General features: G+C 75.3%; 2 protein-coding genes and 1 pseudogene. All 3 read right to left on the bottom strand.

What is annotated here, in order from left to right:
- Nucleotides 1-1,236: a hydroxymethylglutaryl-CoA synthase family protein gene (locus tag BZZ08_RS18525; RefSeq protein ID WP_104633366.1), complete on the bottom strand. Its 1,236-nt coding sequence runs from the start codon at nt 1,234-1,236 to the stop codon at nt 1-3.
- Complete coding sequence (locus BZZ08_RS18520; RefSeq protein WP_104633365.1) at nt 1,233-16,088, bottom strand: SDR family NAD(P)-dependent oxidoreductase; 14,856 nt, start codon at nt 16,086-16,088, stop codon at nt 1,233-1,235. Before BZZ08_RS18520 ends, BZZ08_RS18525 begins: the two co-directional genes overlap by 4 nt.
- 322 nt (nt 16,089-16,410) lie before the next feature.
- Nucleotides 16,411-17,349: pseudogene (locus tag BZZ08_RS40125) on the bottom strand (polyketide synthase); the annotation flags it as partial.
- Nucleotides 17,350-17,541 lie beyond the last annotated feature (192 nt).

The following is a 17,541-nucleotide window of genomic DNA, read 5'->3' as shown; positions in this document are numbered from 1 at the left end:
TCAGATCCACGCGTACTGGCGGTGGTGGTCGCGCACGCCGGTCAGGGCGAGGAGCTTGGGACGGTCCACGGCCCGGCGCAGCAGGGCGTCGTAGCGGCCGGGGTCGATGTCGCGGTGCGGGACGGGTCGCAGGCAGGCGGTGTTCTCCGCGAGCAGCGCGGTGTACTCGGCGAAGTCGAGGTCGGCTCGGGCCCGCAGCCGGGGCCCGATGCGTGCCTCGGCGACGGCGGCGGCCGACTCGGGGCCGACGACGCCGCTGAAGAACTCCGAGGAGCAGCCGGAACCGTAGGAGAACAGCCCGACGCGGGCGGGGCCGTCGAGCGCGGTGTGGTCGAGCGCGCTGGCCAGGGCCAGGTAGAGCGAGCCGGAGAAGAGGTTGCCGGTCTGGCCGGGGTGGATCAGGGAGGGCGCGACCCGGCGTTCGAAGTCCGCTGCCACGGCGTCGGCGGGGCTGCCGTACACCTCGCGCAGCAGCCTGCGGTGCGCGGCCCGGACCATGCCGGAGAACGGGGTGTGCAGGGCGAGCAGGTCGAAGGTGGTCGCGAAGTCGGCGCCCTCCACGCGGGAGCGGTAGTCGGCGAAGCTGCGCGAGAAGCACTCCAGGTAGGCCATGAGCGACCGGTCGGCGTCCGCGATGTCGAGGTCGGGGCCCGGCCGGGCGGAGTCCAGGGTCTCGAAGGCGTGCACGCCGAACGCGCCCAGGTCGGCGGTGAGAACGCGGGGCCGGTCGCCGACGAGCAGCGCCACGGCCCCGGTGCCGGTGACCGGCTCGGCGTACTGGGCGCGTTCGTCGGCGAGGGACATGTCGGTGGCGACGACGAGCACCTTCGCGCCGGGTGAGAGTCCGGCGGCCAGGTAGCCGACGGCGAGTTGCAGTGCGCCGGTGGCCGCGTAGCAGGCCTGCTTCATCTCCAGCATGCGGCAGGTGGGCGGCAGGCCGAGGTGGTCGTGGACGTAGGAGGCGATGGACTTGCTGTAGTCGATGCCGGACTCGCTGGTGGTGACGAGGAGTTCGATCCGGTCGCGGTCGGCCGGCGGCATCCGTTCCAGCAGGGGACGTGCGGCGTTGACGGCGTGGGTGACGGGGTCCTCGAAGGGCAGTGCCACCGACCGCCGGTCGGATGCGACGTTGTCGAAGCGGCGCGGGTCCAGGCCCCGTCCGTCGAACACCGCGCGGGCGCTGACGGCCGCGCTGCCCGCGTACACGTCCAGGGCCTCGATGCCGTACCCGGTCATCGTTCCTCCCCGAGTTCGGCGAGGAAGGCGGCCAGGGCGGCGGTCACCCCGTCGGGGTCGGTGACGGTCGGGAAGTGCCCGGCCAGCGGCAGTTCGTGGTAGCGGGCGTCGGGGATGGCGCCGTGCATCAGGTGCGAGGTCTTGCGCGGTACGACGGCGTCGACGCCGCCTGCCACCACGAGAGTGGGTACGGCGATGTCGGCGAGCCGCCCCAGCAGGTCGGGCTGCTGGGCGAAGACGTCCAGGTAGCGCAGTCCGATGTGCGGGGCCATGCTCTCGCAGCGCAGCAGCCGCTCGGTGTACTCGGCGCGGTGCCGTGCCACGTCCTCGGCCCCGGCGGCGACGATCCGGTCCAGGTCCTCGGCGACCAGGTCCGCCAGGCGGTTCACCTCGCCCACGCGGTTGGCGTAGCGGTACGAGCTGCACACCAGGGCCAGCGACGCGGCCCGGCCCGGATGGGCGAGGACGAAGCTCTGGGCGAGGAGGCCGCCGAAGGAGGTGCCCACCACATGGACCGGGCCCCGCACGTCGAGCCGGTCCAGGACGTCGGCGTACAGGTCGGCGATGCCGGGCAGCGAGATGTCGTCCGCGGTGGTGGTGGCGCCCACGCCGGGGTGGTGGACGACGAGTGTCCGGTGGCGGTCCGACAGGCCCGCCATCTGGTCGGCGAAGATACCGCCGCCGATGTTGAAGGGCGGCAGCATGAGTACGGCCGGGCCGCTGCCGCAGTCGAACACCTCCACCGTGCCGTCGGCCGTCGGCAGCAGGTGCCGCCGCACCCCGGGGACCCGCTCGCTGAGCACGTCGTGGTTGGCGGAGGCGGTGGTGGCGGGTGCGGGGCCCTCCTCCAGGGCCTCGCGGATGTCGGTGGGCAGGGCGTCGGTGGGGTGGTAGGTGCGCAGTGCGGCGGGCCCGGGGGTGCCGGTGACCTCCGTGAGGTCCGGCGGCGGTGCCGGGGCGGCGACGAGCGCGGCGATCCGGTCGGCGCCCCGTTCCAGGGTCGCGCGGTCCATGCCCAGCGGTACGGCGAGCCGGATCAGGTGCCGTTCCTGGGGTGCGGAGCCGTCGGCGAGGCGGGCGCCGGGGGTGAGGTGGGGGCCGCCGCGTACACCGGTGGCCGCGTAGATCCCGGCCAGGTAGGAGGCGACGGGGTGGCGGAGCGCGCTGCCGGCGGCGGCCTTGTCGACGTCGAGCAGCACGCAGTGCGCGGAGGGGCCGGGTACCAGGGGTACCCCGCCCAGCTCCAGGCGCTGCCGGAACGCGGCCACGTTCGCCACCCGCTCGGTCACCAGCCGCGTCGTGGACTCCTGGTCCAGCAGGGCGGCGGACAGCAGCCGGCGCGCGGACAGGCCGGGTTCCCGGCCGCGTTCCAGCATCCGCTCGGTGAGCCGCTCGGCCAGGCGTTCGTCACCGGTGGCGATCAGCCCGCCGCCGTCGACCCCGAAGTCCTTCGAGAGACTGAACGTCACCGTCTGGGCGAGGCCCAGCATCTCGCGGACCACCTCCCACGGGTCCCGGGCCGGCCGGCCCCGGTCGGCGCCGGAGACCAGCAGAGCGTTGTCCAGCAGCCGGGTGGCGTCCAGCAGCAGCGGCACGCCGCGGGCCCGCGTGCGCTCCGCGACGCCGCGCAGGTTCTCCAGGGAGAGCGGGGCGCCTCCGTGGGCGTTGGTGGCGGTCTCCACGAGGACGAAGGACACCTGCCCGGCGTACCGGTCCAGCGCGTCCTCCAGTGCGGTGAGCCGGAGGTCCGCCGCGCAGGGGCCCTCGCCCACGACGGGCAGCGCGACCGACGGGTCGAAGCCGTGTTCCGTCAGCGCGCCGAGCCAGGTCGGGAAGGCCGAGGCGTGCAGGACCCGGCCGCGCGGCCCCGGCCAGGCCCGGCACACCCGCTCCTCGGCCGCACGGCCGGACGCCGCGAAGAACCGGTGGGCGAACGGCAGCCAGGGCACGGCCGGCGGCTCCTCCCCGGTGACCCCGGCGGCGTCGGCCAGTTCGCCCAGCGCCCGGTTCCTGTCACGCTGCCAGGGATCGGCACGGTCCGCCCAGGAGTCCGTGATCAGGTCCAGTTCGACGGCCAGGTGCGGCAGCCGGACGGGGTTGTGGCCGTGCGCGGACAGCCGGGCCGCGCGCGGCGCCAGGTCGGGGTCGGGTCCGCGCGGTGCGGGGGCGGCGGCCGCGGGTGCCGCCGGGTCGGCGATCATCAGGATGACGTCGCCGACCTCGCTGGCCCCGTCGCCCTCGGGCTGCACCAGGTACAGGGTCCGGTTCTCGGGCCGGAACTTGTTCTTGAACTGGTAGTTGCCGCCACCGAAGATGCCGGCGTCCCGCAGCTCCGAAAGGGCGCGTACGGCGGACTCGGACGCGTTGGGCGAGGTGCCCGGCTCGCCGCCGAAACTGGCGCCGAAGCTGAAGACCTCGCAGCCCTCCTCGCGCAGTCGCTCCAGGATCCGCACGAGCGCGAACTCCAGCCCGCCGAGCGGCATGTGGCCGGGGTAGAACTCGACGTCGAGCAGGTAACCGTTCTCGGACGGGATCCGGGTGACGACGACGGCGTTCACCAGGGCATCGTCCAGATACGTCAGGAACAGCCGGTGACGCTCGTCGAGCCTGCCGCCGGCCAGTTCCCCGCGCACCCGCCGCACATAGGGGTTGACCATCTGCTTGGTCGCCGCCCAGCCGTCCACGAGCGCGGCCAGCTCCGCGTCCACGGCCGGGTCGTCGCCGCTGCGGTACTCGACCGTACGGCAGGCACCGGCCTTCTCGAACCGCTTGACCATGTACCGCAGCCGGCTCATCCGGCCGCCGGACAGCGTGAAGGAGCCGAGGTCCTCGATGCGCTGGAGCGCCCCGAAGGGGGTCGCGGTGACGGGCTCCCCGCCCACCTCCGCCAGGCGGACCAGGGACAGCAGATTGGGTCGCAGGCCGGTGCGCCGGGCGTGCTCGAAGTACTCGGCCGCCAGCTCGGCGAAGTGGTCCTCGGGGCCGGTGTAGTTCCACACGAGCAGGGTCCGGTCCCGCTTGGACAGGGCGAAGAGGCCGCGGCGTTCGGCGCCCACGAAGAGGTGCGGGGCGATGTCACGGCCGCCGAGCCCGCTCTCCTTGCCGTACCGCCGCTCCAACTCCGCCACGACCGGGCCGAGTTCGGGGTCGGCGGCGGCCTCGGTACGGGTGAGCGTCCTGGCCCCGGTGGCGGGGCCGGGAGCGGGTGCCGGGGTCTCCTGCGGGGCAGGTGGCCGGACCCGGGCGACGGCCTGCTCGCCGTGAGTCTCGCACAGGGAGTCGGTGAGCCGGTCGAGGGTGGGCCGCTCGAAGAGCAGGGCCTTGGGCAGGGCGCCGAGGCCGGCCTCCAGGGCACTGACACCGCGGAGCATGTCGAAGGAGGTGAAGCCGTTGTCCTCGAAGGTGACCGTCGGATCGAAGGGTCGGCCGAGGGCGTGTTCCAGCACCTGGCGCAGGGCGTCGCGGGCGTCGTCGCGGCCGTCCGGTGCGGGCGGCGGCGGGATCTCACGCGGTGCCGGTCGGGGCGCGCCCGTGGCGACGGCCGTCAGCACGTGGTCCGCGAGGGCGGCGATGGTGTCGTGCTCGTACAGCTCGGCGCCCTGGAGGTCGAGGCCGTGCCGGTCGTTGAGGGCACGGGCCACGTCCATGCGGAAGATGGAGTCCAGGCCGAGGTCGGCGAAGGGCGTGTCGTGGGCGAGGTCGGCGGCGGACAGGCCGAGGACGTCGGCGACCAGGCCGCGTACGGTGGCGCGGATCTCCGTCAGGGAGGGCCCGGCGTCTCCGGTCGCGGGTGCCGCCGGGGGCGCGGTGTCCGCTTCGGCGGGGCGCTCGACGCGGGTCTGCGGGGTCGGCCGGACGGGAGCGGCTTCGTCCGAAGCGGTCTCCGCGGGGGTGGCCTCTTCGGGGGCGGCCTCCTCGGGGGCGGCCTCCTCGGGGACGGCCGGTGCGGTCGCGCCGAGGGGTTGGAGCCGTACCCGGGGGCGGGTGGCGGGTGCGGGATTCGCGTCCTGCTGCGGAGGTGTGGTCGTGGCTGCCTGTTCGGGGTGCGGCATGAGGGACTCCGTCCTCGCCGGCCGGGGTGCGGTCGGGGTGCTGAACCAGTGGCGGCGCGGCTGGAACTCGGCCCTCGGCAACGCCTGGGCGCGTCCGGCCGGCCGGGGTGCGTCGTCGGGTGGCGTCCAGGCCTCCAGGACGGCATGGGCGTTGGTGCCGCCGAAGCCGAACGAGCTGACCCCCGCCCGCCAGGTGGGGCGGCCGTGCTCGTCCTTGGCCCCCTCCCACGGGGTGGTGGTGGTACCGATACGGAACGGTGTGCCGTCCAGCCGGAGGTAGGGGTTCGTCTCCCGCAGGTGCAGATGGGCGGGGAGGGTGCGGTGCCACAGGGCGAGCAGCACCTTGAGCAGCCCGGCGATCCCGGCCGCCGCCTCCAGGTGGCCGATGTTGGTCTTCACCGAGCCGAGCGTGATGTGCGGATCGGCGGGCACGGGTTCGCCCGCGTCGCCGTACAGGCGGGTGAAGGCGTCCTTGAGGCCCTCGGTCTCGATCGGGTCGCCGAGCCGGGTGCCGGTGCCGTGGGTCTCGATGTAGGTGACGGTGGCCGGGGAGACTCCGGCGGCACGGTGGGCGCGGACCACGACGTCGGCCTGGGCACGCGGGTTGGGGGCGGTCAGCGAGGGCGACCGCCCGCAGTGGTTGACGGCGGTGCCGCGGACGACGGCGAGAATACGGTCGCCGTCGGCCTCGGCCCGCTCCAGCGGCTTCAGCAGGACCGCGCCGACCCCTTCCCCGCGGACGTATCCGTCGGCGTCCTTGTCGAAGGTGCGGCAGCGTCCGGCGGGACTCAGCATGCCGGACTGGTCGAACACCCGGAACAGCCCCGGGCTCAGCGCCAGGCTGACGCCGCCCGCGATCGCCTCGTCGCACTCGCCGCCGGCCACGGCACCGACCGCGCGGTGCAGGGCGACCAGGGAACTGGAGCAGGCCGTGTCGACGGTCTCGCTGGGTCCGCGCAGGTCGAGCAGGTGGGAGACGCGGTTGGCGACCAGGGAGCGGGCGACTCCGGTGGCCATGTGGGCCTCGGGGTCCGCGCCGGACCGGGCGATCAGCTCGCCGTAGTCGGAGGTGGCCATGCCCACGAAGACGCCGGTCGAGGTGCCCGCGCGGTCCTCCGGCCGGTGTCCGGCGTCCTCGAAGGTGCGCCAGACGGTCTCCAGGAACAGCCGGTGCTGGGGGTCCATCAGCCGGGCCTCGGCCGGGGAGATCCGGAAGAACGCGGCGTCGAAGTCGGCCACGTCCGCGAGGAACCCGCCGCGCAGGCCCGCCGTGGTGGCGTCCGCCAGCAGGTCGGCGCGGTCCGCGGGCACCGGCCCGACCAGGTCGTCCCCGGCGCTCAGATGCCGCCAGAAGGCGTCCAGGTCCGGCGACCCCGGAAGCCGCCCCGCCATACCGATCACGGCCACGTCCCGGCGACGGCTCGCGGGAGCCGACGCCGGGGACCGCACCGGGGCGACGGGCTCCGGGTCGTCCCGGACCACCGCGGTGGGCCGGGATGCCGCGGGCGCCGCGGGTGCCGGTACCGGGTCCACGGCCGGGGCCGAGGCCGGCTCCGGGTCCGGGTCCACGGCGCTCACCTCCGCCGGGTGCTCGCGGCTGAGGTGGACGGCCACGTCGTTCAGCGTGGGGTGTTCGAACAGTACGGTCGGCAGCAGTTCCAGGCCGTAGTGGTCGTTGACGCGGACGATCAGCTCGCTCAGCGAGATCGAGTCGAAGCCGAGGTCCATCAGTTCGGCGGCGGTGTCCACCTCGTCCGGGTCGACCAGCAGGAACTCCGCCGTGAAGGCGCGCAGTCGGCGCCTCACCGCCTCGTTCGGGGCATCGGCGCCCGGATGCCGGGCGCCGCTCGTGGTGTCCGTACGTACCTCCCTCTCGTACCCGGCGGACGGCTCGGCCGGAGTGGTCGGGTGCGTGACCGGGTGCGTGGCCGGGGACCGGGGCACGGGTGTCCGCTCCACCGGCGTCCGCTCCACGGGCAGGCGCTCCACGGGCAGCCACCGCGTATCGGTGCCGGTCAGGGCGGCGCGGAAGGCGGCGAGGCCGGTGCCGGTGCGCAGCGGTGCCATCGACCAGAGCTGGGCGAAGAGCCTGCGGGTGGCGTCGTCGACGTCCATGCCGCCGTCCTCCCACAGCGGCCACCCGATCGCCACGGTCCGCCCCGGGCGCTCGCCGTGTGCGCGCAGCCGCTCCCTGCCCTCGGCGAAGTCCAGCTGGAAGGCGTTGGCGTAGGCGTAGTCGGTCTGTCCGAGGTTGCCGGTCTCCCCCACCAGGGAGGCGCACAGGACGTAGAAGTCGAGGTCCTCGTCGCGGGTGGCGTGGTCCAGCAGCACCGTGCCGGCCACCTTGGGACCGAGTACCTCGGCCGATTCGGCGGCGGTCTTGACCACGGCGCGGGCGTCGCGGTGCACTCCGGCCGCGTGCACGATGCCGTTCAGCGTGCCGTAACGGCCGCGGATGTCGGCGACCAGGCCGGCGACGTCCGTCGCGGAGGAGAGGTCGGTCCGCCTGTACCAGACGGTGCTGCCGCCGCGCCACAGCTCGGCCGTGCGCCGCTCGATGTCGTCGTCGAGCGGTGAGCGCCCGGCGAGCACCAGGTTGACGGGGGCGGTGTCGGCGAGGAGCCCGCCGAGGATCCGGCCGAGGGCGCCCGCGCCGCCGGTGACGAGGTAGGTGCCGCCGGCCCGGACGGGCAGCGGCGCGTCGGCGGCCTGGGTCGGCACCGGCCGCTCGGTGAGGCGGCGCAGGTGCCGCCGCCCGTCGCGGTCGTGGACGACTTCGGTGACACCGTCGCCGCAGTGCTCCAGTTCGTCGGCGACGGCTTCGGCGAACCGGGCCGCCGTGGCGGTGTCGGCCGCCGCGTCCTCGTACGTCTCGAAGCCGAGGGTCACCCCGGTGCAGCCGCTGTGCTCCAGCGCGAGCGACTTGAGCAGGGCGCCGGTCGCGGAGAACTGCGGTTGCCGCGCGGCCGGCCCGTGGGCGACGGCCGTACGCAGCCGCACCCGGCGGTCGCGGGCGAGCAGGGCCGCCGCCGTCCACAGGAGCGGGTGGGGGCCGCGGTCGAGGTCGTCGGCGACGGTGCCGGGCCCGGGCGGTCCGGCCTCCGGCGGGCAGACCAGGACGAGCGTGTCGGGCAGCAGGTCGCGTTCGGCCAGGTCGTGCACGAACCGGCGCAGGGCGTCGGGGGTGGCCGGCACGGCGCCGTCCGCTCCCGGTTCGCCCGCGCTCGCCGCGAGGCAGTGGGCGCCTCGGCGGTCGAACTCCTCGGCCAGGGCGCGGCGGACGCGGGAGTCCGGCCCGAGCAGCAGGACCCGGCGGGGCGGATCGACCGGCACGGATGCGTCCCGAGGGCAGGGCTCCAGGGTGGGAACGAGGCGGTGCAGGGCGCCGGACCCGTCTTCCCGGGACGGGGGTCGCGGCGTCCCGGCCGCTTCCTGGACCGGATCCCGCGTGGTGGTGCCTCCCATGGTCGGGTCCGCCACGCCCGTGTCGAGCCAGTGCCGGGTCCGGTCGAAGGGGTACGTGGGATACGGCACCCGCCGTACCGCGCTCCCCTCCCACAGCGCGGCCCAGTCGACGTCGTCACCGCTGGCCCAGCGTCCACCGAGCCGCGCGAGGGCCTGCGCCGGATCGGTGCCACGGGCGTCGCGCAGCAGGGCGGAGCCGGGCCCGTGGCGCCGCTCGCCCCGGCCCGGGGCGGCCCTGCCGACGACGAGGCCGGGGATCTCGGCACGGCCGGTGTCGGCGAAGGAGCGCAGCAGGACGGCGAGCCGGTCGGTGTCGGCGCAGACGACCGCCAGCCGTTCCGGGAAGTGGCGGCGGCCGGTCTGGCTGGTCCGGGCGAGCGCGGCGAGGGCCGTCCCGGTGCCGTCCGGACCCGCGAGGTGGTCGGCCACGCGGCGGGCGTAGACGCGAAGGCGTTCGGTGGACCGCGCCGACAGCAGGAAGAGCTGCGGTCCGGTGGCCTCGGGAGCGGTCGTGTCCGGTTGGAGGTACTCCTCCAGGATCAGATGGGTGTTGGCGCCGCCCGCGCCGAAGGAACTGACGCCGGCCCGGCGGGGAGTCCCGTCGGGCGAGGCGGGCCAGTCGGTGAGCGTCGTGACCGGTTCCAGGGCCGCGGTGGCGAAATCGATCCTGGGGTTGGGGGTGTCGAGGTTGACGCAGGGCGCGAGGCGACGGTGCCGCAGCTGGAGCAGCAGCTTGGTCAGTCCGGCGATGCCCGCCGCGCCTTCGAGGTGCCCGATGTTGGACTTGACCGAGCCGACCGCGCAGGGAGCCGGGCGGGGGGCCGCGCCGAACGCCTTGCCGAGTGCCGCGATCTCGATCGGGTCGCCGAGGGAGGTACCGGTGCCGTGGCACTCGACGTACGACACGGTTTCGGGCGGCACGCCGGTGCGCTCCAGGACACGGCGGACGAGGGCGGCCTGCGCGTTGGGGTTGGGGACGGTGTAGCCGCCGGTCCTGCCGCCGGCGTTCATGGCGCCGCCCTTGATCACCGCCCAGATCCGGTCGCCGTCGGCGACGGCGCGGTCGAGCGGTTTGAGCAGGACGGCGCCGACGCCCTCTCCGGGCACGAACCCGTCGGCGTCGGCGTCGAACACCTTGCACCTGCCGTCGGCGGACAGCATGTTGAGGGCGCTCAGCGACACATGGTGGGCGGGGTGCAGGATGAGGCTCACTCCGCCCGCCAAGGCGGTACGGCACTCGCCGCGCCGCAGGCTCTCGCAGGCCAGGTGGACGGCGGTGAGCGAGGACGAGCAGGCGCTGTCGACGGAGAGGCTCGGGCCCTGGAAGTCGAAGAAGTACGACACCCGGTTGGCGACCGACCAGTGGGCCGAGTGCGCGCCGGACAGGCGGCCCCGGGGCCAGCCGGTGGCCGCGAGCTGTCCGTAGGTGCCGTACATGACTCCGACGAAGACACCGGTGTCCGGGTCGTGGGTGTCCGGACCGAGGTGGCCGTTCTCCTCCAGCAGGTTCCAGGCGGTCTCCAGGAACAGCCGTTCCTGCGGGTCGATGTGTGCCGCGTCGCGGCCCAGGATGCCGAAGAACGCGGGGTCGAACCGGTCGATGCCGTCCAGGAAGGCGCCCCATCGGCTGTAGGTGTGCTGGGGCGTGCCGCGCCGGGCGTCGAACGTCGGCCGCCAGTCCCAGCGTTCGGCCGGCACCTCGCTGAACGAGGCCGTGCCGGCGGCGATGTTGTGCCAGAACGTGTCCAGGTCGGGTGCGCCCGGGTAGCGGCCGCCGACCCCGATCACGGCGATGTCCCCGGACGCGGCCGGGCCCGGCAGTGGCCCGGGGTCCGGGGCCGGTGTCTCGGCGGCCACGGGTGTCTCCGGGCGCGCGTCTCCGCGGGCGAGCAGCCCGGCGACGGCCGCGGGGTGTTCCTCGGCGAAGTAGTCGGCCAGCCGCGCGATCGTCAGCCGCTCGAAGAGCAGCGTCGCGGGCAGTTCTCCGAAGTCCTCCTCGAAGCGGCTGACGATGCGCAGGCTGACCAGTGAGTCGACCCCGTAGTTGTCGAAGGTGACCTCGTCGGCCAGCGCACCGGGGTCGAACTTCAGCACCTCGGCGAAGACGTCACGCACGTACGCGCGGACCCGGGCGCCGTCGGGTGCGGCCTCGGGGGCGACGGGCTCGGGAGCCGTCCGGGCCACGAACACGCACTGGTCCAGGCGCTCGACGGGGGCGTCCGGCACACCGAGGGTCCGGACCGGCCCGAATCCGCCGGCGGTCAGCGCCCGGTGCCACTGGTCCGGCCCCAGCAGGGGTGTGTGCGGGAGCCTGCGCTCCGCGTCCCGGAACACCCACCAGCCGGGGGTCAGTCCGAAGGTGAGGGTGAGGAAGTCCGAGGCCCGCGTGACCTCGTTGACCAGCAGGGTGCCGCCGGGGGCCAGCAGTTCGCGCACATGGGCCAGGGTCCGCCCGATGTCGGCGGTGGCGTGCAGCACGTTGGTGGCGAGGACCAGGTCGTAGCCGTGCGGGGTGAAGTCCTGCGTCGCGGGCGGGCGTTCGATGTCGAGGATCCGGAAGGACAGGTAGGGCCTGCCGGGTCCGAACTCCCGCTCGCCGTGCGCGAGGAAGGCGGAGGAGACGTCCGTGTAGGTGTACGACACCGGTGGGGGGCCGCCCGTGCCGTCCGTGCCATGCGGGGCTTCTTCAAGGGCGGCGTCGAGGGCGTCGAGGACGAACGCCGTCCCGGCGCCCGTGCCCGCGCCGATCTCAAGGATCCGCAACGGACGCCCGCCGTCGGCCGAACGGTGGCGTTTCAGGGCGGCCAGGGTCTGGGCCGCCATGAGCCGGTGGTGGTGGTCGGACAACGGCTGGCCCCGGTAGACGGATTCGACCAGGTCCACCGATCCGTCCGGGAAGAGCACGTCCGTGGGCGGCCGGGAGCCGTCGAGCACCTCGGGCAGGGCTTCGACGCAGCGCCGCAGCAGGGTGACGTGCGGGCGCATCGCGGGATGACGGGCGATCACCTCCTGCGCGGAGGGACCCCCGGGCCCGGAGCGCCGCAGCAGGTCCACCACGGCCCGCAGCAGCCGCTCACCGGCTCCGCTCTCGGGATGCCGGCCGCTCCACCGGGCCAGGACGGTGTCGGGATCGCCGTCGGCTCCGGGCAGCCGGGCGCGCAGCAGGCTCGCCGCGACCCGCTCCAGTTCGGCGAACCCGGCGCGGGCCCGGGCCAGGGTGTCCGGGGTGCCGTCGGGTGCGGCGCCGAGGAGGGCGAGTCCCCGCCGGTCGGCCTTCACGACAACCGCCTGGGCGAGATCCGCCCGGAGGGCGCGGGTGAGCGCGTCGATGCCCTCGGCGGGGTCCAGTGAGCCGATGCCCAGCTCGGCGAACCGCTCGACGCGACGCTGCTGCGCGACCACCCCGACGCTTCCCCAGAAACCCCAGTTGATCACCGAGGCGGGGAAGGAGCGCTCGCGCAGGTACCCGGCGAAGGCGTCCTCGAAGGTGCTGGCCGCGGCGTAGTTGGCCTGTCCCGGTGCGTCGGTGAAGGAGATCGCCGAGGAGAAGCAGACCAGGAAACCCGGCGGCTCGTCGTCGAGCGCGGCGGCCAGCGCCGTCAGGCCGCTCGTCTTCGCCGCCAGCACGTCCAGGAAGGTGTCCTCGTCCATGGCGGCCAGCGTGCGGTCGCGCAGCACCAGCGCGCTGTGGAAGACACCGTCGACCCGGCCCGTCCGCTCCCGTGCCTCGGCGACGATCCGCCGGGCGTCGGCCGGTTCGGCCACGTCGCCGCGCACATACGCGGCTTGCCCGCCCAGCGCGTCGAGTTCGGCGAGCAGCGCCCGCACGGACTCGTCCTGCGGACGGCGGCCGACCAGCACCAGCCGCGCACGGTGGTGCCGGGCCAGGTGGCGGGCGAGCGCGGTGCCGATGCCGCCCGTACCGCCGATCACGAGGTACGCGCCGTCGTCCCGGAGCGCCTTCCCCGGCCCGGCCGGGCGCGGGACCGGCAGCGGGGCCAGGTCGCGCACCAGCCGACGGGTGCCCCGCAGGACGACGAGGGGTTCCGTGCAGGGCTCGGCCAGCAGCAGGTCCGCCGACTCGCCCGGTGCGGGCGGCTCCGGGGTCAGGTCGACGCAGCCCGCGCGCCACTTGGGGTACTCGGCGGCGGCCGACCGCGTCAGTCCGATAAGACCGGCGCTGTGCGGCTGGACGGGCCCCCGCTCCTCGTCGGCGACGGCACCGGACAGTGCCACCTTCAGGGTGAGCCGCCGGCTGCCGGCTCCGCGCCCGAGCAGTGTCTTCAGCAGCCGGAACAGGCCGAGGGTCGCCGGGTCCGGACCCGGTACGGGCACCGGCTCGGCGGGGTCGTGCAGGGCGAGCCAGTAGACCGTGTCCGGCATCCCGTCGGGCACCGCGAGGGACGCGGTGCCGTCGGTGGCCGGGAGGTCGACGGTGGTCACCGGCCGCCCCGCGTCCGCAAGGACCCCGGCGAGCGGCCGGGCGGCGGGCGTGTGGAACACCCAGGTCGTCCCCTCGTCCGGGAGTGCCCCCCGGTCCGGCGGGCCGGCCTCCCTCAGCCGCGGGACGAGGACCACGGTCTCGGGTCGTCCGGCCGCCGGTTCCCGCTCGTCGGCCGCCGGTTCCCGCTCGTCGTCCGCCGTCGGCAGCGGTCGCAGCGCCACTCCCAGGAAAGACGCGCACACCCGGCCCCCGGAATCGGTCACCCGTACCGTGAAGGTGGCGCCGTCCCGTACCGCGTGCGCGTGGCCGTGGGCCGGCAGCGGGGCCCGTACCTCCAGGGCCCGCAGCGCGAAGGGGACGAGCGGTCCGTCGCCGGCGTCGCGGACCAGCACGGTCAGCGTCTGGAGGGCCGCGTCCAGGACGGCCGGGTCGAGCGGCCAGGACGCCTCCTCTCCCACGGGCGTGTCCGGGGCCCGCAGCACGCCGAGCGCCTCGTCGGTACCCGCCCAGACGCCCTCCAGCGCCTGGTAGGCGGGCCCGTACGCGAGGTCTCCGGCGGCGAAGGCGGCGTAGAGGTCCTTCCCCGGGTGCCAGGACGGGCAGCGTTCGCGCACCGCCTCGACGGGGAGCGGGCCCTCCGGGGTGTCTTCGCCGGTGAGCGGCTCCACGCGGCCCCGGACGCACGGAACCCGTGCGCCGTCGGCGGCCGTCAGCTCGAAGGCCACTCCGCCCGCCGGGTCCTCCTTCGTCGTGACCCGGACGTCACGTACGGCGCCTGCCTCCACCGGGCGCAGCCACTGCACCCGGGAGACGCGGACGGCCCCGGTGATCCCGTGCCGGGCGGCGGCGCGTACGGCGAGCGAGAGACCGGCGACGCCGGGAAGCACGGGCCGCCCGGCGAGCCGGTGGTCGGCCACGACGCGGTCGCGCGGGTCGAGGGCCTGGGTCAGCGTGCCGGGGGCGTCCTCGGAGCGGCGGGGTGCGCCGGTGTCCGGCCCGGCGCCGGGCAGCCAGTGCCGGTGACGGGCGAAGGGGTAGGTGGGCAGCGGAACCCGGCGCGCGGCGCCACGGGGGTTCAGGGCCGCCCAGTCGACGGGCCCGCCGTGCGCGTACGTCTCGGCGAGGGCCCGGAGAGCGGGCTCGGCGGTCTCCGGTGCGTACACGTACGGCACCTCGCGACACGCGGCGGCGTCGCGGAGCGCGCGGACGAGTTCGGCCCGGTCCCGGACGACCAACGCGGCACGCAGCGGGAAGTGGGTGCGGCCGGTGCCGAGGGTGAGTGCGACGTCGGCGAGGGCGGGCGCGTCCTCGGTCTCGAGGGCGTCGGCGAGCCCGGTCAGGGCCCGGCCCAGGGCGTTCCCGTCGCGTGCCGAGACCGGGATCAGACGGGCCCGGCCGCTCTCGGCGGCCTCGGCGGGGGCGGGTGGCCGGGGCGGCGCCTCGGCGATGACGGCGTGCGCGTTGGTGCCGCTGAATCCGAAGCTGCTGAGCGTGGCGATCCGGGTGCCGCGCGGGCCGGGGTGCCAGTCGGCGGCGCCGGTGAGCACGCGGAAGGGGCCCCGGGACAGGTCGATCTCCGGGTTGGCCTCGCTGAAGTGCGGGGTCGGGGGGATCCGGCGGTGCCGCAGCGCCAGCAGGACCTTCAGCAGGCCCGCGATGCCGGCGGCCATGGTGGTGTGCCCGATGTTGGCCTTCACCGAGCCGAGCACGGTCGGCGCGGCGGGAGCGGCGCGGTCGGGGCCGTCGGGGCCGTCGGGGCCGTCGGGGCCGTCGGGGCCGTCGGGGCGGAACGCGTCCTGGAGTGCCTTCACCTCGATCGGGTCGCCGAGCGGGGTGCCGGTGCCGTGGGCCTCGACGTAGCCGATGTCCGCGGCGGTGACGCCGGCCGCGCGGTGGACGCGGCGCAGGAGTTCGGTCTGGGCGGCGGCGCTGGGCGCGGTCATGCCGTTGGTCCGGCCGTCGCCGTTCACGCCGGTGGCCTTGATGACGCCGTGGATGTGGTCGCCGTCGGCCACTGCCCGTGCCAGCGGCTTCAGTACGACCACGCCGACGCCCTCGCCGAGCACGATGCCGTCGGCCCGCGCGTCGAAGGGGGCGCTGGTGCCGGAGGGGGACAGCATTCCGGCGTTGCTGCAGCGGATGTGCAGTCGCGGGGTGAACATCAGGGCGACGCCGCCCGCGAGGGCGGTACGGCACTCGCCGCGGCGCAGGCTCTCGCAGGCCAGGTGGACGGCGGTGAGGGAGGAGGAGCACGCGGTGTCGACGGCGAGGGTGGGGCCGGTCAGGTCGAGGAAGTAGGAGATGCGGGAGGCGAGCACGGACGGCGAGGAGCCGAGGAAGGCGTGCCCGGTGTCGGCCTGTCCGGCCGCCGCGAGGAGGTCCGCGTAGTCTCCTGCGCCGCAGCCGACGAACACGCCGCAGTCCCGGGTGCCGCGTTCGGTCGGCCGGTCGGTCCCGCCGGCGCCGTGACCGGCGTCCTCCAACGCCCTCCACGCCTCCTGGAGGAAGAGGCGCTGCTGCGGGTCCATGGCCTCCGCCTCCAGCGGCGAGAGCCGGAAGAACGCGGGGTCGAACTCGTCCGCTCCGCGCACCAGCGCCGCCCACTTGCTGTCGGTGCGGTCGGCGACGGACCGGTCCGGGTCGTACCAGCGGTCCACGCACCAGCGCTCCGGGGGCACTTCGGCGATCTCGCTCCGCCCGGCCTCCAGGTTCCGCCAGAAGGTGTCGAGGTCGTCGGCGCCGGGGAAACGGCCGGACATGCCGATCACCGCGATGTCGGCGCGGGCGACGTCCGGTCCGTCCGGTGGGCCGGCCGGTTCGGGTTCCGGGTCGGGGCTCCGCTCCTCCTCGCCGGGTACGGCCTTGGTCCCGGCCGGGGAACGACGGGGCACCGGTCGCAGGGTCACCGTGCCGGCAGGCGTGGTGGACGTGGTCGGTACGGCGGTCTGGGCGCCGGGGGCACCGGCCGCGATACCGGGGGGTCGGCGGGGCGGGTTCCGGCGCGGGGGTGGGACCGTGGGCGGTGCCTCCGGCGCTGGTGCCGGTGTCGATGCCGGTGCCGGTGCCGGTGTCGCGGCTGTCGTCCTCGGCCCGCGCCGCCGGTTCGAGGGCCGCGCGGTGGAGGGCCGCAGTCCGCCGGCGGGCGCTCAGGAGGGCCTTGGTCATCGCCGGCACGGTCGGGTGGTCGTAGACCGCGACGGCCTCCAGACCGGCGCCGTACCGTTCGTTGAGGTGGCGGACGACCTCGACGGCGCCGATCGAGTCCAGTCCCATCTCGGCGAAGGTCCGCTCGTCGTCGATCTCCTCCGGCCGCAGATAGAGGACTTGCACCAGGGACGCGACGACGTCCGCGCGCACCTCGGCCTCGGAGGGCCCGGCGACGGCCTCCGGCGCGGCCTCCCCCGCCGACGCCACCGAGGGCTCGGGTGGGAGCGCGGGGCCGGGAGTCCTCGCCGTGGTGTCCCCCGGCCTCCCGAACGCCGCCACGCGGGCGAAGTGACCCCTGACCCGGTCGCGGGCGCCGCTGCCGAGCACCTCCTCGTGCATCCGGACCTCGCGCCCGACCACCTCGTCCAGCCGGGCCAGCACCCGGCCGGCCAGTTCCCGCTTGAGACGGCGTACGGCTCCCTCCGGCCGGGCGGCGAGCGCGCGGGCGCGGTCCAGCGCCGCCGGCAGCACCTCACCGCGCGGCAGGACCGTCACCATGGCACCGTGGCGGTGCAGTTCGGCGCCGGACACGGGCCTGCCCGTGAGCATCATCTCGTCCGCGAGGGCCGAGCCGAACCGGCGTTCCAGGACGTAGGTGGCCCCCATGCCGGGGGTGAAGCCGTACGCGACGAAGTTGGCACTGTAGACGCTCTCCTCGGCCAACAGCACCACGTCGGCGTACAGCCCGAAGGCCAGGCCGCCTCCGGAGGCGTGCCCGTCGATCGCGGCGACCACGGGGCGGTCGCAGCGCAGCAGCCCCTCGTACACGAAGGCCTGGTCGGTGAAGCGTCCCTCGCCGTCGGCCAGTGTCTCCAGTGCCTCGGCGGTGCCGCCCATGCTGAACACGCCGTCGGAGCCCGTGATGACGACCGCTTTGACGTCCGTGCGCACCGCGACCGCGTCGAAGGCCGCGCGCAGGTCGCCCAGCAACCGCTCGGTGAACATGGGTGAGTTCATCCTGATCAGGCCGATCCCTCCGTCCAGGACGACGAGTTCGGCGCCGTCGTCGCGGGCGGAAGCGGTGAGGGCCGGGGCGGGGTCCGGGGCGGGGTCCGGGGCGGCGGCCCGGGGAGCGTCCGGGGTGCGCTCCGCCGGGGCCGGGGCGGGCGTGACGGGGCCCCGTGCGGGCGCCGCCTC

It is taken from the genome of Streptomyces sp. MH60 (assembly GCF_002939385.1).
Lineage (GTDB): Bacteria > Actinomycetota > Actinomycetes > Streptomycetales > Streptomycetaceae > Streptomyces.
Note: the sequence above shows the minus strand (reverse complement) of the source record. Positions and strands in the feature narration are given on the sequence as shown.

Coding starts and splice junctions, on each gene's coding strand:
- BZZ08_RS18525 (WP_104633366.1), bottom strand. CDS start 1,236: ATGACCGGGTACGGCATCGAGGCCCTGGACGTGTACGCGGGCAGCGCG.